Raw genomic sequence first — 19,461 nt, 5'->3', positions numbered from 1 at the left:
ATTAACCGCTATGGTACGGCATGGCTTGGTAAACGAGCGTCAATGCTATGTAAAGGTTCTGCAAAGGAACCTGAGCCTGAGACGGCAGGCCTCGGGGGGCGTGTTAGACTTCAGCTAATATATCTTGTCCTGATTGAATGGGCTGAACCGGGTAGAGAAGAGCGATGCAGAACAGAGTGCTGTTGGTAGAAGATGACGACGAACTTCGTGAGCTGCTTGCCCGCTATTTGAGCGGTCAGGGGTTCACTGTGCGTGAGGCCGCCAATGGTAAGGACGGCTTGACGCTGGCACTTGGGCAGCACTGCGATATTGTTGTGCTGGATATTATGCTACCGGATATCAGTGGGCTGGAGGTGCTGCGAGAGCTGCGCTCTCAAACGCACCTGCCAGTGGTGTTGCTGACGGCCCGCGGTGATGAGACAGACCGGATTGTCGGGTTTGAGGTGGGTGCCGATGATTACATTCCCAAACCCTGTAACCCCCGTGAGCTTGTGGCCCGGCTTCATGCCATTCTGCGCCGGGTTGCCTGGGATCAGAAGGCCGGCGTTAAGACAGAACAGAATTATGGTGATTTGCGCCTTGAATCGGATCACCGACGCATTTACCAGAACGATGAGCCCCTTGATCTAACGGCCACCGAGTACGAAATTCTGCAGGTGTTGCTGGCTCATGCTGGCAGTGTAGTGCGCAAGACAGACCTTATGCAGTGGGCGCTGGGGCGTCGCCTCGAAGCTTTCGACCGGACACTGGATATGCACATCAGCAATCTACGCAAGAAGCTGGGCAGTGATGATCCTCCCCGGATAGAGACGGTGCGTGGTCTCGGCTACAGCTATCGGGTGGTCGAATGAAACGTCGGCTTATGGTGCCTTTGTTCTGGCGGATCTTTTTGCTGATCTGGCTGGCCATGGCGGTAACAGTGGTTGTGAGCAACCTGGCTTCTCGCGTGTTGCTGGATCGTGAGAGGGCAGCCATTGAGCGGCAACTTGAGTTGCGGGACCTTGGGCTTGAGGTGTCTGCCATACAGGAAGCCCGCGGGCGCCGGGAAGCCCACCGGTTTCTGCGCGCACAGGGCGATGAGCTTGGCCTGCACCTTATGATGATCAGCGCGGGCGACGACAACCGTTTGCCCTCGGCCATTCGCTCACGCATGGAATCAGGTTGGTATCGACAGAAACCCGCAATCGTAGACGTTGGCAACGGGGACAGGCTGATTGCCTGGCCGAAAATGCATGAAGAGGGGTGGCTGGAGCCGCGGGTTTTCCGGTTTTTGGAAATGGGCCTCGCGTTCATTCTGATTACCCTCGCTTGCTGGTTAATTGCCCGTTTTGTGTCGCGGCCAATGCGGCATATGGAATCTACAGCTCAGGCCATTGCCGGTGGCAACACTGAATTAAGGGTGGATGAACACATCGCAGCCCGGCGGGACGAAGTGGGCCAGTTGGCGACGGCGTTTAATGCCATGACGGATCAGCTTTGCACCCTGCTGGATCGGCAGAAGCATCTTTTAAGGGATATTTCCCATGACTTGCGAACGCCACTGGCGCGCCAGCGGATAGCTATTGAGTTGGCAAGCGAAGGCGGTGTCGAGGAAGAGCTGATGGCCAGTATCCTGCGCCAAAACGAGCGCCTGGATACTATGACCGGTCAAATACTGACGCTGTACCGGGTTACAGAACAGGGGGGTAGCATCGCGCGGGAGCCGTTGCGTCCGGTGGACCTTCTGAATCAGGTTTTGCGGGATTCGGCCGATTATGCCGAGCATCATCGCGTGGCGTGCAAGCTGGATTCAATGCCAGAAAGCACCGGGGTGACTGTGCTGGGTGATGCCGGTCTGTTACAGCGGGCATTTGACAACATTCTGCAGAACGCTCTGGATTACACCCCTCCGGGCAAGAATGTTCATGTGGCTTTGGGCTTGTCGGCAGGCTGGATAAGCCTGACGATTGAGGATGAGGGGCCGGGTGTTGCAGAAGACATTCTCGAGCACCTGTTTGAGCCGTTTTTTCGCGCGGACAAATCCAGGGGAGGCCAGGGATGGGGGTTGGGGCTGGCAATTGCCAAAGACATAATTCTTGCCCATGACGGCGAAATTACCGCACATAATAGTGAGCGTGGCGGTTTGCAGGTTGTTGCTCGCTTGCCCGTATTTGCGGCGGATTAATCAAAACACAGGCAGTTCCATGAAAAAAGATTATCCCGTTCCTGCTGGCTACCTAGAGCGCGAAACGGAAATCAAAAAAAGCCGCTTTATTGCCCGGATTGCGCCTGTGGCTTCCCGGGATGAAGTGAAGACCTGGCTGGAGAAAGCGCACCAGGATCACCCCGATGCCCGTCACATCTGCTGGGCTTATCAGATAGGCCGTCCGGGTTCTGCAGCAGAAGCCGCCATGAATGATGACGGCGAGCCTTCCGGTACCGCAGGCAAGCCGATCCTGAGCGTGATACAGCACAAGGATATGGGTGACGTGCTGGTTATGGTGATACGGTATTTTGGTGGCATAAAACTCGGCGCAGGAGGCCTTGTTAGGGCCTATGCGGGAGCCGCTGAGAGTGTGCTCTCCGAAGTGGGCAGGGTCTTTCACAAGCCGGTCAGGCCGGTTAACGTTGTCATGGGCTTTGCGGATGAACAGCCGCTTCGGCACTGGTGTGATGTCAATTCTGTGGAACTGGGCGCGGTTACCTATGGTGCATCTGTGACCGCGCGGGTCCTTGTTCCGGAAGATCAGGCTGATGCCTTCAGCGCCTTTTGTGATGCGCATAAACTGGATTACAGTTTCGAAACATGAATCGGCAAAAAATGCATCGGACAAGTGTCTTGCGCGTATACTGACACCAGGATTCCAAGAAACTAGGGGGTAAACAATGGCTCGTATTCTGGTGGCAGCACTGGTGACACTGTTAATAACCGGGTGTGCCAGTAATGTGGTGACTGATTACAACTCAGCCGCGGTATTTGGCAATTATTCAACCTGGGCTTTCATGCCCGATACCGGTGAAACGTCATTTATTTCACTTGATGGAAGCCGTGTGCAGAATGCAGTTGAGCGAGAGTTGAATATTAAATCCATGCGCAAGGTGGCGGAGCCGGAAGCAGATCTTCTGGTTAGCTGGCGGATTGTGGAAGAGGACCGCCTTGAGCAATCTGGCGTTGGTGTGGGTTTAGGCTTTGGTACTGGTAACTTTGGCTGGGGAATTTCGTCACCACCACCGGTGCGTGAAGTAAAAGAAGGCAAGCTGGTGGTTGAGTTGGTAGATACAAGTTCGAAGGAGGTTGTCTGGCGTGCATCCAGCCGTCGTTACCTCAATGAACAGCAGTCCCCTGAAAAGCGTGGAAAACTCATTGATGAAGTGGTTGCCGAGATGTTCACCAAGTATCCTCCTGATCTGGACTAAAATATACAGGGCGCCTATGGAGGCAAAAGCTTCAAGGGCCCGGGCATAGGGAGGACAAATGGCAAAGCAATCAACAGGCGGGCTGGTATTTTCAACCGAGCAGGGGCGGATGTGCCCTGAATGCCGTAACCCGGTTTCGGACTGTACTTGCCGTCAGGCTCAGCGCCCTGAAGGTGATGGCGTTGTAAGGGTGAGTCGTGAAACCAAAGGGCGCAAAGGCAAAGGTGTTACTCTGGTTACCGGTATCCCCATGGATGACAAAGACCTTAAAGCCTACGCAAAGGTGCTTAAAGCCAAGTGTGGCACTGGCGGCACCGTTAAAGACGGCGTAGTAGAGATTCAGGGTGATCATCGCGATTTGCTTGTGCCCCTTCTGGAACAGAAAGGCTGGGTTGTTAAACGTTCAGGTGGCTAACCGGAGAATGGCATGCACATATTGGTTTTAGGCGCAGGTGTTGTTGGTATAACTACTGCCTGGTTTCTGCAGAAGCAGGGGCATCAGGTAACGGTGATAGACCGGCAGAGCCAGGCAGGGCTTGAAACCAGTTATGCAAACGGTGGGCAAATCTCCGTTTCCCACGCTGAGCCTTGGGCGAATCCCTCCGCGCCTTTGAAGGTACTGAGATGGCTTTTTAAAGCCGATGCGCCTCTCTTGTTTCGGCCAAGGATGGATCCAGCACAATGGCGCTGGGCGCTGTCTTTTCTGACTGAGTGCACTTCTGCAAAAGCGGCCCATAATATTCGCCAGATGGTGAATCTTGGTACCTACAGCCGGAGCCAGCTTCAGGCTTTGCGCCAGGAGCAGGGGCTTGAGTATGATCAGGTCACGAAAGGCATACTGCACTTTTATACCAATCAGGCGGAATTTGATGGGGCCCTCGAACCAACGCGTATCATGCGAGAACTGGGGTGTGATCGGCAGGTTATCGATGCAAAGAAAGCCGTAGAGATTGAACCGGGGCTCAAGCACATACAGGACCAAATAGCGGGCGCAACCTACACGCTGGAAGATGAATCTGGTGACGCGCGCAAGTTTACTCAAGGACTGGCCGAGCGATGCCGGGAAGTGGGCGTTGAATTCTGCTATCACACCGACATTCTTGGATTTGAACGAATGGGAGAGCGTATTCTCGGAGTTCATGTGCTGAAAGACGGTCACCACCAGACCATGAGGGCAGATGCCTATGTTCTGAGCTTGGGAAGTTTCAGTGCAGTGCTTGCTCGCCAGCTTGGGTTGAGCTTGAACATTTATCCCGCGAAAGGCTATTCCATAACTGTACCGGTGAAAAACGAAGAGGCTGCCTTCAGTGTGAGCCTCACTGATGACGAGTACAAGCTGGTATATTCACGCCTCGGTGACCGCATTCGCGTTGCGGGAACTGCCGAACTGAGCGGTTATACCCGCACCCTTAATTACACACGCTGCCGTGCAATTGTGCGAAGAACCGCAGAGATAATGCCCGAAGCCGGTTACTGGGATCAGGCTGAGTTCTGGACAGGTCTGCGGCCAGCAACACCCTCCAATGTGCCCTATGTGGGCAAAAGCCACTTCGCCAATTTGTATTTGAATACCGGCCACGGCACCTTGGGCTGGACTCATTCCTGTGGCTCGGCGGCCGCACTGGCAGATATTGTTGATGGCCGGAAGCCAGAAGTGGACTTCAGCTTTTCAGGGCTTTAGCGTTTCTTTCTGACGTATAGAACCTTGTTAACCCGGGCGACCAGTTCGCCCTTCTCATCAATAATATCTACATCCCACTGGGGGAGAAATTTGTCGCCACCTGAAGTGGCAGTGCGAATTTCCTCCAGGCGCTCGTCTGTCAGCTCAAAGTGCGCTGTTACCTTGCCTTTACCGGGGCGAATAAAATCGATGCAGGCTGATTTATCCCAAACTATGTAGTCTTTCCCCAGGTTGTTCATCAACAGCAACATATACATGGGATCGACCATGCTGTAGAGCGAACCACCAAAGTGCGTGCCCACGTAGTTGGTGTTGTACCAATGCAGATTCATCTCTACTGATGCTGTGCGGTAGTCATCCGCAATGTGAGTTACTTTGACCCCGGCGCCCGCATAGGGGCCGTATACGTTCATTATTTTACGCACGCCATTTGGGCTGGAAATCCAGTTGCGGAGCTTCGACATCATGATGCTAGAACTCTGTTTTAAGCGGTAAGTTGAGAAAGAGTTAAGGCAGGGGATTATACGGAGAAAAACAAAAATGGCCCGCAGGAAAACCTGGCGGGCCATTTGGATCTTGAATCAGATTACTGCAGTTGATCGCGAATCAGTTTTTTGTTGATCTTGCCAACACTGGTTTTTGGTATGTCTTCAACAAAATCCATCTGCTCGGGTATTGCCCACTTGTTGATTTCACCGCTCTCAACATGTTTCTGCAGGTGACTCTGAATATCTTTCAGGGTTGCCTGTACTCCTGGCTTCAAGGTGATGAGTGCGTAGGGCCGCTCCCCCCACTTCTCATCCGGAATGCCAACAACGGCAGCCCCAGCTACAGCCGGGTGTTGGCTGATGAGGCTTTCCAGATCGAGGGAAGACAACCATTCACCGCCTGTTTTAATCACATCCTTGATGCGATCCTTGATGGTGAGCGTGTTGTTCGGCTCCATGGAAGCAACGTCTCCCGTATGCAGCCAGCCGCCTTTCCACAGTTCTTCGCCTTTGACAGGCTCTTTAAAGTAGCTCTGGGTAAGCCAGGGAGCCCGGGCAACTATCTCACCTTGGGCGATGCCATCGTGGGCCACCGGGTTGCCCTTAGGGTCAACAATTTCCAGTTCCACCATGGGAACGGCAATACCTGTTTTAATCCGCTTGGCTGTTTGCTGCTCCAGTGGCAGTTCAAGGTCTTCTGGCTTCAGGTGGGTTGCGCTGAGAAGAGGGCAGGTTTCGGACATGCCATAGCCCGTGTACATGCGAATACCCAGCTTGGCCGCTGCATCGCACAAACCCTTGGTCATTGCGCTGCCACCAATCAATACCTGCCAGTTACTCAGGTCTGCTGTTTTGATGGATTCTGTGGCCATCAGCATTTGCATAATAGTTGGAACACAATGGGAGAAAGACACCTTGTGCTCTTTGATCAGATCAACCAACAGTTCTGGCTCATAGCGGCCAGGGTATACCTGCTTGATGCCCATCATGGTGGCAGCGTAAGGAACGCCCCAGGCGTGAACATGGAACATGGGGGTTACCGGCATATAAACAGACGAGGAGCGCATCAGTGGCGCTTCGTCGTAGGCGGCAAGCGTTCCGGTCATTGCCAGAGTATGGAGCACCAGTTGCCGGTGGCTAAAGAACACACCCTTGGGGTTACCGGTAGTGCCAGAGGTGTAAAAGGTGGTTGCTACGCTGTTCTCATCGAAATCCGGGAAGTCGAACTCTGTGGCCGCGCTGGCTAACAGTGCTTCATATTCGCCAGCGGTGTCGAGTTTTGTGGATTTGGCCGTTTTTTCATCGCTAAGCTGGATGTAGGTCTTAACGGTCGTGATTTCGCTTTGTAACCCTTCCAGAATTGGCAGGAAGTCATCATGCACCAAAACCACATCGTCCTCTGCGTGGTTCATTGTGTAAACAATCTGATCGGGGGACAAACGCACGTTGATGGTGTGCAGGATGGCGCCGATCATGGGAATGGCAAAAAAACATTCAAGATAGCGAGGCGTGTCCCAGTCCATAACCGCTACGGTATCACCTGGTTTTACGCCCGCATCGGTGAGGACATTGGCCAAGCGATTAATGCGTTCGACAAGGTCTGTGTAGGTGTACTTGCTATGGTTGGCGTACACAATTTCCTGGTCAGGCGAGTACCTTGGTCCTGAAAGCAGTAACTGCTTAATCAGAAGCGGGTATTGATAGGCATTTTCAGCAGCAGGTAAAACTCGTGTCTTTGCCATATGTCGAATCCTTTTTCCCTGTTTTTAGTGTTGTCTGAGAAGTTGGGCCAATCTGACATAAATTATTAAAAATCGGAAGCTTACAAGGGTTTTCAAGCTCTGTGCTTATTGCTCCCAGGGTTTGCCCTCTGTGCCCTCCATTGTCTTAACGCCTATGTGCATCGCAGCTTTAGCCAGCATGTTGGCGCTAACCGGGGCCGTCATAAACAAAAACACAGTAATCAGAACTTCTGAAATGCCAATGCCCTCGCCAATGGCTGTGAAGTAGATAACCGAGCTGAGCATGATAGCGCCAACGCCCACCGTGGTGGCCTTGGTTGGTCCGTGTAGCCGGGTGTAAAAGTCTGGTAGCCGTGCCAGGCCAATTGCGCCGATCAGAGTGAAAACACCACCGAAAAGCAGCAAGGCCGAGATAGCATATTCTGCAAAAGGGCTCATAAATTATCTCCGGTTTTACTCAATTACGCTGCCACGCTTGAGGTATTTGGCCATGGCTACGGTGCTGACAAACCCCATAACCGCGATCAGCAAAGCAGACTCAAGGTACATGCGGGTGCTCAGAGTGATGCCCAGCAGGATAATCAAGGCAATGGCGTTGATATAGAGCGTATCAATCGCCAGCACGCGATCCGGCTCATCTGGCCCTATGACCAAACGGTACACGTTAAGCAGCGCGGCCAGGGTCACCATGGCGATGGTCAGGTACAGGGCAGTAGTGATCATTTGAACATCTCCATCAGCGGCTTTTCGTAGCTGTTGTAAATGGCGTCAATAACCTCCTGATCACTACCTGCGTCCAGCGCATGGATCAGCAGCGTCTGGTTGTCATCGCTGACGTCTGCGCTGACTGTTCCGGGAGTGAGTGAAATCGTACTGGCAAGAATGGATATGGCCAGTGGGTGATCAAGCGTCAGGGGATAGCTGATAAAAGCCGGTCTTGGCGTGCGGGGGCTGAGAATCAGCCAGGCCACAGAAAAACTCGCCACCACAATATCCTTCAGAACACGCAGAATGTAACCCGGCATGCGCCAGGTTTTCACAAACGCCGGGCGTTCCGGCCAGAATCCGTGAGTTATCTGGGGAATTATCCAGGCCAGAATAAGGCCCAGCACAACACTGCCGCCGGATACGCCATCGCTGAGTATCTGCCAGGTGATGAACAGAATCAGGCTCAGCCAGGGTTGAGGAAAGCTTAGGCGATCAAACATCAGTTTATCTCCCCCACCAATGGGTTCTGAGGAATATGCACAGGCGTCTGCAGGATGTTGATATAGCCCTGATTATCGTACACCTGCTCTGCAGTCGCGCGAGTGAAGTCGCTCAGGGGACCCGCTAAAACCACGATCAGCATTGTAAGGCAGGTCAGGATGCCGGTAGAGATAGCAACTCTGTTGTTCATGGGTTCCGGGGTTTCCAGATGGCCATCTATATTCCACCAGAAAACGATACTGCCCGCACGGCTGTAGGCAATAAGCGTTAGGAAACTACCAATCAGCAACACACCCCATAGCCAAGCCATTTCTGCACCGGGCTCTACAGATTGAAGGATCAGCAGCTTGCCGAAAAAGCCACTCAAAGGCGGTAGGCCGGCAGCGGCTACAGCACCGATAAGGAACAGCACACTCAGGAAGGTTCTGTGGTGCATTTTGGGTGCAGTCACTATGCTGTCACCTGCCGCGCCTCTTTGGCTTGCGACCAGTTCGGACACAAGAAACAGGGCGGCAACCGTCCAGGTTGTGCTCACCAGATAGAATAGAGCGGCTGAGAGCCCAGCTTCAGAGCCCAGGGCGATGGGGGCAAGCAAAGTCCCTACGGAAATAATCACCTGCCAGGCGACCAGTGTTTTCAGATTGTCAGCGCCTAAAGCACCAATGACACCCATGCTCAAGGTAACCAGTGCCAGAGGGAAGAGCCAGTCCATGCCAAGGTTGGCAAGTTCGCCGGCATCATCCCCGAACATCAGCGGGTAAATTCTTACAATGGCGTAAATGCCCACCTTGGTCATGACAGCAAAAAGGGCTGCGACGGGGGCCGTTGCTCTGGCGTAAGCTTTTGGCAACCAGAAACACAATGGAAGGATGGCTGCTTTCAGGCCGAAAACAACCAGCAACATCATGCCACCGGCCTTCACAAGGTTCAGGTTGTTGCCCGTCACCTGTGGGATTTTTACCGCCAGATCCGCCATGTTCAAAGTGCCGGTTACACTGTAAATCATACCTACGCTGATCAGGAACAGGGCAGAACCGGCCAGGTTCAGAACAACGTAATGAAGCCCGGCCACTGTGCGCGAGGAGCCTCCGCCGTGCATGAGCAATCCGTAGGAGGCAATCAGCAGAACCTCAAAGGCAACAAACAGGTTGAATAGATCGCCGGTGAGAAAGGCAATGTTCAGGCCCATCAACTGGAACAGAAACAATCCATGGAACTGGCGGTTGCCTTCATCTGCGCCGCCGCTCGCGTAAATGTGGCAGAACAGGCCGAGAACCGCGGTTAGCACCAGCATCAAGGCTGCCAACCTGTCGAGCACCAGAACTATGCCGAAGGGTGGCTGCCAGTTGCCGAATGCATAAACGCGGTAGCTGCCATCGCTGGCAAGCGCCAACAAAACAACTGCGGAAACAAGCATTAACACTGTCGTGGCAATGGCCAAGGTGCGGCGCAAGCTGATAGGGGCATAGCCCATAAATACTTGCAGAATACCGCCGAGCAGAGGAATCAGAATAGGAGCGATAAGCCAGTGAGTCATTTACCGCTTACCTCTTGCTCAAGTTTTGAAGGTGGTGGGGCAGTCTCGCGCCGACCATCTACATGGTCGTTTTCGTTGTCTGCCAGATTGCGCAGTGACAAAACAACCAGAAACGCAGTCATGGCAAAGCCAATGACGATGGCCGTGAGCACCAGTGCCTGTGGTAAAGGGTCTGAATAGCTCGCGGCTGTTCCGATGACGGGTTGCTGGCCTGTGGCGAGCCGCCCGGAGGCGAACAGGAACAGGTTTACACCATAGGAGAGCAGTGTCAGCCCCATGATCACAGGGAAGGTGCGAGCGCGAAGCAGCAGGTAGACGCCCGAAGTCGTTAAGGCACCGATGGCCAGTGCAAATAACAGTTCCATTACGCGCTCTCCATTTTGCTTTTAATGGCTGAGTGAGGCGACAGCCGACCGATGCTGACCAGGGCCAGCAAGGTTGCGCCAATCACTGCCAGATAAACACCCAGATCAAACACCAAGGCTGAGGCAACTTCGAATTTGCCCACCACAGGCCAGTTGATATAGCCAAATGTAGTGGTCAGGAACGGATAGCCAAACGCCAGGCTGCCGGCACCCGCTATGGTGGCAAACAGTAAACCGAGGCCAATTACGTTGTGGTACCTGAATGGAATGCGATCCTCGGTCCACACCATGCCGCTGGCTATATACTGGAGAATTAGCGCTACGGAGGTAATAAGACCAGCAATAAAGCCGCCCCCAGGCAGGTTGTGCCCACGCAGGAAGATATAGGCAGACACCATCAGCGCCAGCGGCAGCATGGGACGGGCCACTTGCCGCAACATCAGCGGGTAGTGATCCCGTGTCCAGGCATGCCCCAACCCGTCTCCCGGAGGGGGAGTCAGTGCTGTGTTTTTCAACATGGCGTAGATGCCGAGCGCCGCAATAGCCAGCACCGTAATCTCGCCCAAGGTATCGAAGCCACGGAAGTCGACCAGGATTACGTTAACGACGTTGGTTCCACCACCGCCGGGTTTGCTGTTCTCCAGGAAGAACTCTGAAATGGAGCTGAAGGGCTGAGTCAGCATGGTCAGGGTGATCAGGGTCATGCCGGTACCTGCAGCCAGTGCAATCAGAATATCGCGGATGCGCTGGCCTTTAGAGCTTTCAATGGGGGTCCAGGAGGGCATGTAGTATAGCGCCAGCATCAGCAGGACAATGGTCACAACCTCCACAGAGAGTTGCGTCATGGCTAGATCTGGTGCGGAGAAGCGTGCAAACCCCAAGGCCACAACCAGGCCTACCACGCTCAGGAGTACGAGTGCGTAAAAGCGTTCCCGGTGCCAGGTTGCTGTTGCCAGGGCGGATACGATCAGCACGCCGGCGGCAGTGCCCGTGGGCCAATCCACAGGGCTAAGCCCATTCTCGCCAATATAAAAGCCATTCTCCGCAAGCGGCATTATGGCTACCGCAATAACGCTGACCACCAGAAGCAGGGCATAGCGTTGCAATGAGCCGTTTTCGAGCCACCCGGTAAAGCTATGAGCCATGTCTTCAATCTTCGAGACCACAAACTCGAATACCGCCTTGCCATCGACTTCCCGAAGCTGAGCATGGAAGTCGAAAAAGCGCTGGCGCTGGGTGTACATCAGCAGGCCACCAAAGAAAGCGAGGAAACTCATCAGCAGTGGCAGGTTAAAGCCATGAAGGATCGCCAGTTGATAGTCTGGTACTTCACCGCCAAGGGTTGCTGAAGCTGCGGAATACAGCAGAGGCCCAACGGAGATAGTCGGGAACACACCAACCATGATGCAGGCAAACACAAGAATCTCCACTGGGAACTTCATGTAGCGGGGAGGCTCGTGGGGCGGGAATTTGGGTAGATCTACCGGCTTACCGTTGAAGAATACGTCGTGGACAAAGCGGGCCGAATAGGCAACGGCAAAAATACCCGCCAGGGTTGCAACAATCGGTGGCACCCAGGCCCAGAGGCCAGGCAGGTTGAGCTGCAGGGACTCGGCAAAGAACATTTCCTTACTGAGGAAACCGTTCAGCAAAGGAACACCCGCCATGGAAGAGGCTGCCACCATGGCGAGGGTGGCGGTATGGGGCATATAACGCCAAAGCCCGTTGATTCGCCGCATATCGCGGGTGCCTGTTTCATGGTCGATGATACCTGCGGCCATGAACAGCGAAGCCTTGAAGGTGGCATGGTTGATTACATGGAATATAGCGGCAACCGCAGCCAGTTGAGTGCCCATGCCCAACAGCAGCGTAATCAGGCCCAGATGACTAACTGTTGAATAGGCAAGCAAGCCTTTCAAATCGTGTTTGAACATGGCGATATAAGCGCCAAGAAGCAATGTGGCCATGCCGGTGAAACTGACCATATAGAACCATTGCTCGGTTCCCGCCAAAGCCGGATACAGGCGCGCCATCAGGAAGATGCCCGCTTTTACCATGGTGGCAGAGTGCAGGTAAGCCGAGATAGGTGTGGGCGCCTGCATGGCATGGGGAAGCCAGAAATGGAACGGGAACTGAGCCGACTTGGTAAAAGCGCCAAGCAAAACCAGAGTCAGAGCTACGGGGTACAAAGAATGGGCTTTGATGAGATCGCCTGCGGCAAGCACATCATCTAGCTCAAAACTGCCAACAATATTGCCAATGAGCAGAATACCGGCCAGTAGGGCTAAACCACCACCACCGGTTATGGCCAGAGCCATCCGGGCACCACGCCGAGCATCCTGTTTATGAGTCCAGAAGCTAATCAGCAGGAAAGAGGTCAGGCTGGTGAGCTCCCAGAAAATCAGCATCAGCAGCAGGTTGCCAGAGAGCACAATGCCCAGCATAGAGCCTTTGAAGCACAGAAGCAGGGAGTAGAACTTGGCTACGTTTTCCTTGGCACTCAGGTAGTAGTGGGAGTAAACAATGACCAGTAGCCCAATGACCAGTATCAGCAGGGCAAACAGAAGTGCCAAGCCATCAAGGCGAAAACTGAAAGAAATTCCAAGAGCAGGCAGCCACTCGTATGCATGCAATACCGTGCCGCCTGCAGAGAGAACAGACCAGTGCGGAAAAAGCGCTGCCAGCGCAATCAATGCAGGTACGGATGATGCTATTGCGATAGCCGTTCGCCCGCCCTGGGCAAACAGGGGTGCAGCTATGGCCCCCAAAAATGGCAGAAGTACAACCAGCGGTAGCGACATCGCAGCCTCGTTAGCGGTTTTCGTTTCTTATGAATGAGGTAGGCTTATGAGCCTGAGTCTAGTATTCGATTTGCCATTCTGCATAAGTCGCACCGGGGCGTTTATGATTGGCAACCAGGAATCAGTCAGCGGGAAACCGGCGGATCAGGAAAGTACGGCAAGCGCCCGCGGTGCCGCGCAATATCTGCGATAAGTAAGGGGCGATTGTTCTGCATGCAGCCGACGGACCTTGCGGTCATGGTTGCTCCGTTAATAAAAGCTGGAAACTGATAATACGTGCCCGGGCTCGCAGGTCAAGCCAACTTGTTATTGATCAAAGGAAGTGGAAGGCTGAATAGTGACAAAAAAGGGCACATACTGGCGGCTTTGCACCGCCTTCCTGTTTGTGATCTGGCCGCTATTTGGTTGAGTTGAGCGCGGAAAGAATGGCTTCAGCTTCTGCCAGCAATACTTGGTAGCGCAGGCTGTTTCCTTCCCGGTTGGCCTGCTCAATTTGCTCTAGTTTCATTGAGTACAGCCGGTTAAGAATATCAACTTGGGCTTGTTGAACGGGTGCGTTCATGGCTTTTCTCCAACGTGACACCTGTCAATATAGTTTACATAGGCGCCCTGAAAGGGCTCGTTAAAGCAATAGGATGCATAACCCAGGCCAAGCTTTCAGTGCATTAGCGGCTGAACCGCGACCTGTAAGCGCCTGGTGCAAGCCCGGTCTGCTTGCGAAACAGACGGCTGAACGAGCTGACATCTTCATAGCCCACAAGCCGGGTTATATCCTCTACAGGCAGTCGTGATTTTTCCAAATGGCTTCGCGCGGCTTCTATTCGTATGGATTGCAGGTAGCTTTTCGGGGTTTCGCCGGTTGCCGCTTTGAAACGGCGCATCAGTGAGCGGGTAGTCAGGCCACTCAAAGCGGCAAGAGAATGCAGGTTAATCTCCTCTCTGTAGTTTTCCTCCAACCAGTTTTGCAGTTTTAGAATTGCCGAGTCTGAGTGATATCGCTTGGCTTGAAGCGCACTATAGGGTGCCTGGCTATTGCGCCCGGCATCGATCACAAAGGCCTTCGTTAACTCCCGGGCAACCTGAGCCCCTGCACGACGCTCGATGAGGTGCACACCCAAATCCCACCAAGCCATACCACCCCCTGCACAAGCAATATGGCCATCTACCGTTACGAGCTTTTCGGGAGCCAGCTTTACTTGCGGGTAGCTATGACGAAAGCGGTCGCTGAAACCCCAGTGCGTGGTTGCCTCTTTATCATTCAAAAGACCAGCCTCGGCCAGCAGAAAAGCGCCAGTGCAGTTGCTGGCCAATTGAACTTGCCCTGTGGCGCTCTTGTTCGGGGTGCTGAACTGGCTAAGCCAGGTAACAAGATCTGGATTGGAAGCCAACACCCGGTCAATTGGCGCTCCGATGGTCGGCACAATCACCAGATCCGCACTGTCTGCATCCAGATCCTCCCAGCTCCCGTCCGAAACCAGAGTTATGCCATTAATACACCGGCAGGGATCCCCGTTGCGTGTCAGCAGTCGAGTAGTGAAGTGTGGCACTGGTTGTTCACCATGAATTCGTGCCCAAGTAACACCGGCCAATCGAAATAGGTCGATAACGCCTGTTATGGCGCTGGCTAAAGCACCATCAAAACCAACAATTGAAACTTTTTGCACAAGTTCTCCCGGTCTAGCAACTCTGTTAGGACGATGGTGATACCGCTGCTCAGGACTGTCGGCAGCAGGGAAGCTGCCGTCAAGCGTACAGGGACGTATTCACAGCGTGTCCTGAGCAGCGGTACCACCGTCGGCCGGGCCCGAAGCTCCGAAGCTAAGTGGCGACATTAACCATGATTATGTCATAAATGCCGGTTCCCAGAAAAACCCGGTTGTGAGAGCCTGTACACAACAAAGAAGATGCTCCAGCTAATCACAGGAAGCTGCACAAATGACCGATACCCTGATAGATCGCCGCGATCTGGCATTCCAGCTCTACGAAGTTCTCGATACCGAAAGCCTACTCAGCCGCGACCGCTTCAACGAACACAACCGCGATACCTTTGATGCGGTTATCGAAACCGCCGACAAAATGGCTAGGGAGAAGTTCGCCAACCACAACAGCGCAGCCGATAAGGACGAGCCAAAATTCGTCAACGGCGAGGTGGAAATGCTACCAGAGGTGAAAGAGGCCTTTGATGCCTACGCCGAGGCTGGTTTTATTGCCGGGCGTTATGATTACGAGCTGGGCGGTATGCAGTTGCCCGAATCTGTTATGGCAGCTTGTAACGGCTTTTTCACCGCCGCAAACCCCGGCACTGCGGGCTATCCATTCTTGACGACAGCCGCTGCAAACCTTATTCGCGTGTTCGGTAATGAAGAACAAAAAGCCAGCTTCCTGCCCAACATGCTCAGCGGCCGCTACAGCGGAACCATGGCGTTGACAGAGCCCCATGCCGGGTCGTCGCTTGCAGACATACGCACCTCCGCTACACCAACAGATGATGGTCACTACCTGATCAAAGGCGCGAAAATCTATATCTCAGGTGGCGAGCAAAGTATCACTGAGAACATCGTTCACATGGTACTCGCCAAAATCAAAGGCGCGCCAGCCGGTGTAAAAGGCATTTCCCTGTTTATCGTTCCGAAGTTCCGGGTGGATAGCGATGGAAATTCGGCGGATCGTAACGGCGTGAGCCTTGCTGGCCTGATCCATAAGCTCGGATATCGCGGCACCACCTCCACAGCGCTCAGTTTTGGTGACGATGCGCCTTGCCACGGCTATCTGGTTGGTGAGCCCCATCAGGGCCTGAAGTACATGTTCCAGATGATGAATGAAGCCAGAGTAGGCGTTGGTTTTGGCGCGGCGGTGATTGGGTATCGCGGTTACATGCACAGTCTTGAATACGCCAAAGATCGACTGCAGGGCCGTAAGGCGTCGGAAAAGAACCCGGAAAGCCCTCAAATACCGATTATTGATCATGCGGATGTGCGCCGTATGCTGCTGGCCCAGAAAGCCTATAGCGAAGGTGCAGTCGCACTTTGCCTGTATGGCGCGCGTCTGATGGACGATCAACACACCCATCCGGATGAGCAGAAGCGTATTGAAGCTGGCAAGTTGCTCGACTTACTCACGCCGGTCATCAAAACCTGGCCCTCCGAACATGGCCCGAAGGCTAACGACCTGGCGATTCAGGTTTACGGCGGTGCCGGTTACACCCGCGAGTACCCGGTGGAACAGTGCTGGCGCGACAATCGCCTGAACCCGATCCACGAAGGCACCACTGGCATTCAAGGGCTGGACTTATTGGGCCGTAAGATCTGGCAAGATCAAAGCCATGGTTTGCAGCTGTTGATGCAGGAAATGCAGGTCGACTTGGAAGCTGCCACTACCGACCGTTGCCAGCAGTGGGCGCTGTCTTTGAGCGAGACTTTGCAGCAGGCGGTAAAGGTTACCCAAAGCCTGGGTAAATCTCTGATGAGTGGCGAAGTGGATAAAACCCTGGCCAATGCCTCCTGCTATTTGCATTTATTTGGCCACATCATCGTAGCCTGGATGTGGTTGCGGCAGGCGAACGCTGCGGCACAAGCGCTGGCTTCTGCTAACAGCGACGACGAGCGTAATTTCTACCAGGGCAAATTGCAGGCCGCTCAGTACTTCTTCCACTGGGAACTGCCGACGGTGGCTCAGGATTTGGTGTTGTTGCGGAATATGGATGACACTTGCCTCAATATGAAAGCGGAGTGGTTCTAGGTTTCGGTGCCTGCTCAGCTGGGTGGTGCGGACTCCCGGGAAACGCCCGCGAGTACATCCATGTAGGGCTTGACGGTGGCCATCCTTGGCCACCGACATTCCCGGGAGTCCGCACCACCCATCTAAGCGCCAAGCTATTGAAGTACGCTGCCAAGAGCTCTTGAACTACTTATAAATGGTGATACTTATGTCATTGGTCAAGGTAATCAAGCAAGATCATATCCTGCTCATAGGGCTGAACCGCCCCGAGAAAATGAATGCCATGAACCGCGCTATGTACCACGAAATCGCCGCGGCTTATTACCAGTTGGAGCACGACGACGATTTGAGAGTGGGGCTGATGTATGCCGAAGGCGATCACTTCACCAGCGGCCTGCAGCTGGATGATTGGGCAGGTGTGTTTTCAAACGGTGAGGGAATAGAACCGGCTGATGTTGAGCTGGATCCGTTCCATATAACCGGCGACGGCCTCAGCAAACCCGTGGTGTTCGCTGCCCAGGGCATTTGTTTTACCTGCGGTGTGGAAATGATGCTGAACACAGACGTTCGCGTAGCAGCGAAAGGAACCCGCTTTGCTCAGTTGGAAGTCAAACGCGGCATCTTCGCCTGCGGCGGCGCGACTATCCGCCTGCAACGGGAAATCGGGTGGGGCAACGCTCAGCGTTATTTGCTCACCGGTGATGAATGGACTGCCGAACAAGCTTACGAGTGGGGCTTGATACAGGAGTTGGTCGAGCCGGGCGAGCAGTTCAACGCTGCACTGGCAATCGCCGAGAAGATCGCCAGTGCTGCGCCTCTGGGTGTGCGCGGCAGCCTGAACTCCTCCAAAATCGCCGTAAGCGAAGGCCAGGAAGCAGCAAAACAGCGCTTGTTCCCGGATCTGCAACCAGTCATGGCCAGCGAGGATGTGAAAGAAGGTATTCAGTCTTTCCTCGAACGTCGAAACGCAGTATTCAAAGGAAAATAAGGCAGATAGCAAGGGCTTGAAGCTGCCGGTGGGCTCTGTCTCCCAAGACTGTCGGCAGCATGGATGCTGCCGTCAAGCGTACAGGGGTGAAGCAAGCGTTTATGAAGCGCAGCTTCATGCGCAGTTGAACGATAGCAATCTGCGATTGCTGGCCGGACCCCGCAGGGGGATTCACAGCGTGTCTTGGGAGACAGAGCCCACCGGCGGCCCACTCCAGAGTCTGAAAACTAGGCAGCCTTCTCCGAAGCCGAACCAGAAGCTTCCTCTCGACGAGCCGCAGCCTTGGCAGCCACCTCAGCAGCATAATCCGCATACTTGGTCATCAACTCCGCCTTACGATCCGGGTCCCAGTTGATCTTGCCCAGATCACCCTCGTAGTGATCGATCACCCGCTTATCCATGGTCTCGTACCACCACTGCGGCACATAAGCCGGCATTAGCATCGATGCATAGCCACCAGGTAACTGCGGAGCATTCTCGAAGTGACGCAAAGCCTGATAACTGCGCTGTGGGTGAGCGTGGTGATCAGAGTGACGCTGCAACTGATATAAGAACAGATTGGTCACAATGTGATTACTGTTCCAGCTGTGCTCCGGCTGAGTGCGCACATACTTCCCATTCTTGTCTTTCTGACGCAGCAACCCGTAGTGCTCTATGTAGTTCACACTCTCCAACAAGCTCGCACCATAAACTGCCTGAGCCGCAAGGAACGGAACCGCACGAGGGCCACACAGCAAAGTTGTTGCACCAAAGAAACCCGCGCTCATGGTCCAGCCCTGCAGTAACTCGTTGTCCAGAGACCAGAAGCTCTTATTCTTGCGAGCCAGGCGCTCTTTCTCAATCTTCACCGCAGACTTCATGCCGCCCAACACAGTGCGCGGTAAAAACTTCCAGAAACTCTCACCCATGCGACTGCTCGCTGGGTCTTCCGGCGTCGCAACACGCTTGTGGTGGCCAAAATTATGCTCAACCACAAAATGGGTGTAGCCCGTCGGTGCTAGTGCCACCATGGCCATTAACTTGTTGAGCTTATTGGATTTGTGACCCAGCTCATGAGCCGTGTTAATGCCAACGCCATTAATGGCACCAACCGTCAGAGTCAGGCCGATTTTGTCCTCAATAGGCGTCTTCTTACGGCTGGCAAGCCAGGCGCCCATCACAGTCATTGCGTATTGGGTAGGAATGAATGCCTTAACAATGCGGTTGTAATACTTGTCTTGCTCCAGCGAACTGACCGCTGATTCGGGTGGGTTACTCTGGTCCTCACCTATGGCGCGATCCAGCGCGGGAATAACTCCATGTACCAACGCCGGCCCTGTCCAAGCCAGAAACTTGAGCTTTTTAGGTGCTATCGCATAGCCGGTTAGGGCGGCCAGGCCTATGCCGGGCAGAGCAGGGCCCAGTAGCCAGAGATAGCGCTTTGGGTCTTTCCACTTTCCAGCGTCAGGGGTTTTGACATTCATGGTGTTTCTCCGTTGCGGTGCATATGCCTTAAATTTATGTCGGACAATGTTGCAGTGCAACAAAGTGGCGTGAT

At 53.9% G+C, this 19,461-nt stretch carries 19 protein-coding genes; 8 read left to right on the top strand and 11 right to left on the bottom strand.

All coding sequences use genetic code 11. The features are described from left to right. Positions 1 to 164: 164 nt before the first annotated feature. The 6 genes from FE848_RS09965 to FE848_RS09940 all read left to right on the top strand — a co-directional run bounded on the left by FE848_RS09965 (position 165) and on the right by FE848_RS09940 (position 5,077). Positions 165 to 851 (top strand): response regulator transcription factor, encoded by a 687-nt coding sequence (locus FE848_RS09965; RefSeq protein ID WP_200202649.1) that lies wholly within the window; start codon positions 165 to 167, stop codon positions 849 to 851. After that, positions 848 to 2,164: a sensor histidine kinase gene (locus FE848_RS09960; RefSeq protein WP_200202648.1), complete on the top strand. Its 1,317-nt coding sequence runs from the start codon at positions 848 to 850 to the stop codon at positions 2,162 to 2,164. Before FE848_RS09965 ends, FE848_RS09960 begins: the two co-directional genes overlap by 4 nt. 19 nt (positions 2,165 to 2,183) lie before the next feature. Continuing rightward, a complete protein-coding gene (locus tag FE848_RS09955) occupies positions 2,184 to 2,789 on the top strand; it encodes a YigZ family protein (RefSeq protein WP_200202647.1) in 606 nt (201 codons plus the stop codon). A gap of 76 nt (positions 2,790 to 2,865) precedes the next feature. Further along, complete coding sequence (locus FE848_RS09950; protein WP_200202646.1) at positions 2,866 to 3,396, top strand: DUF4136 domain-containing protein; 531 nt, start codon at positions 2,866 to 2,868, stop codon at positions 3,394 to 3,396. Between the two features lie 58 nt (positions 3,397 to 3,454). Continuing rightward, positions 3,455 to 3,811 carry a translation initiation factor Sui1 gene (locus tag FE848_RS09945; protein WP_200202645.1) on the top strand — a complete coding sequence of 119 codons (357 nt, stop codon included), beginning with the start codon at positions 3,455 to 3,457 and terminating at the stop codon, positions 3,809 to 3,811. Positions 3,812 to 3,823: 12 nt separating this feature from the next. Continuing rightward, positions 3,824 to 5,077 carry a D-amino acid dehydrogenase gene (locus FE848_RS09940; protein WP_200202644.1) on the top strand — a complete coding sequence of 418 codons (1,254 nt, stop codon included), beginning with the start codon at positions 3,824 to 3,826 and terminating at the stop codon, positions 5,075 to 5,077. Here the strand turns inward: FE848_RS09940 and FE848_RS09935 are convergent. The 10 genes from FE848_RS09935 to FE848_RS09890 form a co-directional block, all read right to left on the bottom strand. Next, on the bottom strand, positions 5,074 to 5,544 hold the full coding sequence (locus FE848_RS09935; RefSeq protein ID WP_200202643.1) for a DUF4442 domain-containing protein: 471 nt from the start codon (positions 5,542 to 5,544) through the stop codon (positions 5,074 to 5,076). The genes FE848_RS09940 and FE848_RS09935 overlap by 4 nt on opposite strands. 119 nt (positions 5,545 to 5,663) lie before the next feature. Continuing rightward, positions 5,664 to 7,307 (bottom strand): fatty acid--CoA ligase, encoded by a 1,644-nt coding sequence (locus FE848_RS09930; protein ID WP_200202642.1) that lies wholly within the window; start codon positions 7,305 to 7,307, stop codon positions 5,664 to 5,666. Between the two features lie 105 nt (positions 7,308 to 7,412). Next, positions 7,413 to 7,745, bottom strand: a complete 333-nt coding sequence (locus tag FE848_RS09925; RefSeq protein ID WP_200202641.1) for a Na+/H+ antiporter subunit G — start codon at positions 7,743 to 7,745, stop codon at positions 7,413 to 7,415. A gap of 15 nt (positions 7,746 to 7,760) precedes the next feature. Next, positions 7,761 to 8,030 (bottom strand): K+/H+ antiporter subunit F, encoded by a 270-nt coding sequence (locus FE848_RS09920; protein WP_200202640.1) that lies wholly within the window; start codon positions 8,028 to 8,030, stop codon positions 7,761 to 7,763. Continuing rightward, complete coding sequence (locus FE848_RS09915; RefSeq protein ID WP_200202639.1) at positions 8,027 to 8,515, bottom strand: Na+/H+ antiporter subunit E; 489 nt, start codon at positions 8,513 to 8,515, stop codon at positions 8,027 to 8,029. The genes FE848_RS09920 and FE848_RS09915 overlap by 4 nt, the downstream gene beginning before the upstream one ends. Further along, positions 8,515 to 10,053 carry a monovalent cation/H+ antiporter subunit D gene (locus FE848_RS09910; protein ID WP_200202638.1) on the bottom strand — a complete coding sequence of 513 codons (1,539 nt, stop codon included), beginning with the start codon at positions 10,051 to 10,053 and terminating at the stop codon, positions 8,515 to 8,517. The genes FE848_RS09915 and FE848_RS09910 overlap by 1 nt, the downstream gene beginning before the upstream one ends. Then, on the bottom strand, positions 10,050 to 10,418 hold the full coding sequence (locus FE848_RS09905; RefSeq protein ID WP_200202637.1) for a Na+/H+ antiporter subunit C: 369 nt from the start codon (positions 10,416 to 10,418) through the stop codon (positions 10,050 to 10,052). Before FE848_RS09905 ends, FE848_RS09910 begins: the two co-directional genes overlap by 4 nt. Further along, positions 10,418 to 13,219, bottom strand: coding sequence for a monovalent cation/H+ antiporter subunit A (locus FE848_RS09900; RefSeq protein WP_200202636.1), 2,802 nt, complete (start codon positions 13,217 to 13,219; stop codon positions 10,418 to 10,420). The genes FE848_RS09905 and FE848_RS09900 overlap by 1 nt, the downstream gene beginning before the upstream one ends. 397 nt (positions 13,220 to 13,616) lie before the next feature. Further along, positions 13,617 to 13,781: a hypothetical protein gene (locus tag FE848_RS09895; RefSeq protein WP_200202635.1), complete on the bottom strand. Its 165-nt coding sequence runs from the start codon at positions 13,779 to 13,781 to the stop codon at positions 13,617 to 13,619. Positions 13,782 to 13,884: 103 nt separating this feature from the next. Beyond that, positions 13,885 to 14,883 (bottom strand): GlxA family transcriptional regulator, encoded by a 999-nt coding sequence (locus FE848_RS09890; protein ID WP_200202634.1) that lies wholly within the window; start codon positions 14,881 to 14,883, stop codon positions 13,885 to 13,887. Between the two features lie 271 nt (positions 14,884 to 15,154). Between FE848_RS09890 and FE848_RS09885 the strand changes: the two genes are divergently transcribed. Further along, positions 15,155 to 16,957 carry an acyl-CoA dehydrogenase gene (locus FE848_RS09885; RefSeq protein WP_200202633.1) on the top strand — a complete coding sequence of 601 codons (1,803 nt, stop codon included), beginning with the start codon at positions 15,155 to 15,157 and terminating at the stop codon, positions 16,955 to 16,957. Between the two features lie 187 nt (positions 16,958 to 17,144). Beyond that, positions 17,145 to 17,924, top strand: coding sequence for a crotonase/enoyl-CoA hydratase family protein (locus tag FE848_RS09880; protein WP_200202632.1), 780 nt, complete (start codon positions 17,145 to 17,147; stop codon positions 17,922 to 17,924). 227 nt (positions 17,925 to 18,151) lie between these two features. Here FE848_RS09880 and FE848_RS09875 read toward each other — a convergent pair whose 3' ends face one another. Further along, positions 18,152 to 19,387, bottom strand: coding sequence for an alkane 1-monooxygenase (locus FE848_RS09875; RefSeq protein WP_227715273.1), 1,236 nt, complete (start codon positions 19,385 to 19,387; stop codon positions 18,152 to 18,154). Positions 19,388 to 19,461: the final 74 nt, after the last annotated feature.

This window comes from Marinobacter sp. 1-3A (assembly GCF_016597775.1).
GTDB classification, from domain to species: Bacteria; Pseudomonadota; Gammaproteobacteria; order Pseudomonadales; family Oleiphilaceae; genus Marinobacter; species Marinobacter xiaoshiensis.
The sequence above is the reverse complement of the archived record's forward strand: the minus strand, read 5'-3'. Positions and strand labels throughout refer to the sequence as shown.

Bases quoted from the DNA above. Each gene is read 5' to 3' on its own strand.
- FE848_RS09965 (WP_200202649.1), top strand. From the start codon at position 165: ATGCAGAACAGAGTGCTGTTGGTAGAAGATGACGACGAACTTCGTGAG.
- FE848_RS09960 (WP_200202648.1), top strand. From the start codon at position 848: ATGAAACGTCGGCTTATGGTGCCTTTGTTCTGGCGGATCTTTTTGCTG.
- FE848_RS09955 (WP_200202647.1), top strand. From the start codon at position 2,184: ATGAAAAAAGATTATCCCGTTCCTGCTGGCTACCTAGAGCGCGAAACG.
- FE848_RS09950 (WP_200202646.1), top strand. From the start codon at position 2,866: ATGGCTCGTATTCTGGTGGCAGCACTGGTGACACTGTTAATAACCGGG.
- FE848_RS09945 (WP_200202645.1), top strand. From the start codon at position 3,455: ATGGCAAAGCAATCAACAGGCGGGCTGGTATTTTCAACCGAGCAGGGG.
- FE848_RS09940 (WP_200202644.1), top strand. From the start codon at position 3,824: ATGCACATATTGGTTTTAGGCGCAGGTGTTGTTGGTATAACTACTGCC.
- FE848_RS09935 (WP_200202643.1), bottom strand. From the start codon at position 5,544: ATGATGTCGAAGCTCCGCAACTGGATTTCCAGCCCAAATGGCGTGCGT.
- FE848_RS09930 (WP_200202642.1), bottom strand. From the start codon at position 7,307: ATGGCAAAGACACGAGTTTTACCTGCTGCTGAAAATGCCTATCAATAC.
- FE848_RS09925 (WP_200202641.1), bottom strand. From the start codon at position 7,745: ATGAGCCCTTTTGCAGAATATGCTATCTCGGCCTTGCTGCTTTTCGGT.
- FE848_RS09920 (WP_200202640.1), bottom strand. From the start codon at position 8,030: ATGATCACTACTGCCCTGTACCTGACCATCGCCATGGTGACCCTGGCC.
- FE848_RS09915 (WP_200202639.1), bottom strand. From the start codon at position 8,515: ATGTTTGATCGCCTAAGCTTTCCTCAACCCTGGCTGAGCCTGATTCTG.
- FE848_RS09910 (WP_200202638.1), bottom strand. From the start codon at position 10,053: ATGACTCACTGGCTTATCGCTCCTATTCTGATTCCTCTGCTCGGCGGT.
- FE848_RS09905 (WP_200202637.1), bottom strand. From the start codon at position 10,418: ATGGAACTGTTATTTGCACTGGCCATCGGTGCCTTAACGACTTCGGGC.
- FE848_RS09900 (WP_200202636.1), bottom strand. From the start codon at position 13,219: ATGTCGCTACCGCTGGTTGTACTTCTGCCATTTTTGGGGGCCATAGCT.
- FE848_RS09895 (WP_200202635.1), bottom strand. From the start codon at position 13,781: ATGAACGCACCCGTTCAACAAGCCCAAGTTGATATTCTTAACCGGCTG.
- FE848_RS09885 (WP_200202633.1), top strand. From the start codon at position 15,155: ATGACCGATACCCTGATAGATCGCCGCGATCTGGCATTCCAGCTCTAC.
- FE848_RS09880 (WP_200202632.1), top strand. From the start codon at position 17,145: ATGTCATTGGTCAAGGTAATCAAGCAAGATCATATCCTGCTCATAGGG.
- FE848_RS09875 (WP_227715273.1), bottom strand. From the start codon at position 19,387: ATGAATGTCAAAACCCCTGACGCTGGAAAGTGGAAAGACCCAAAGCGC.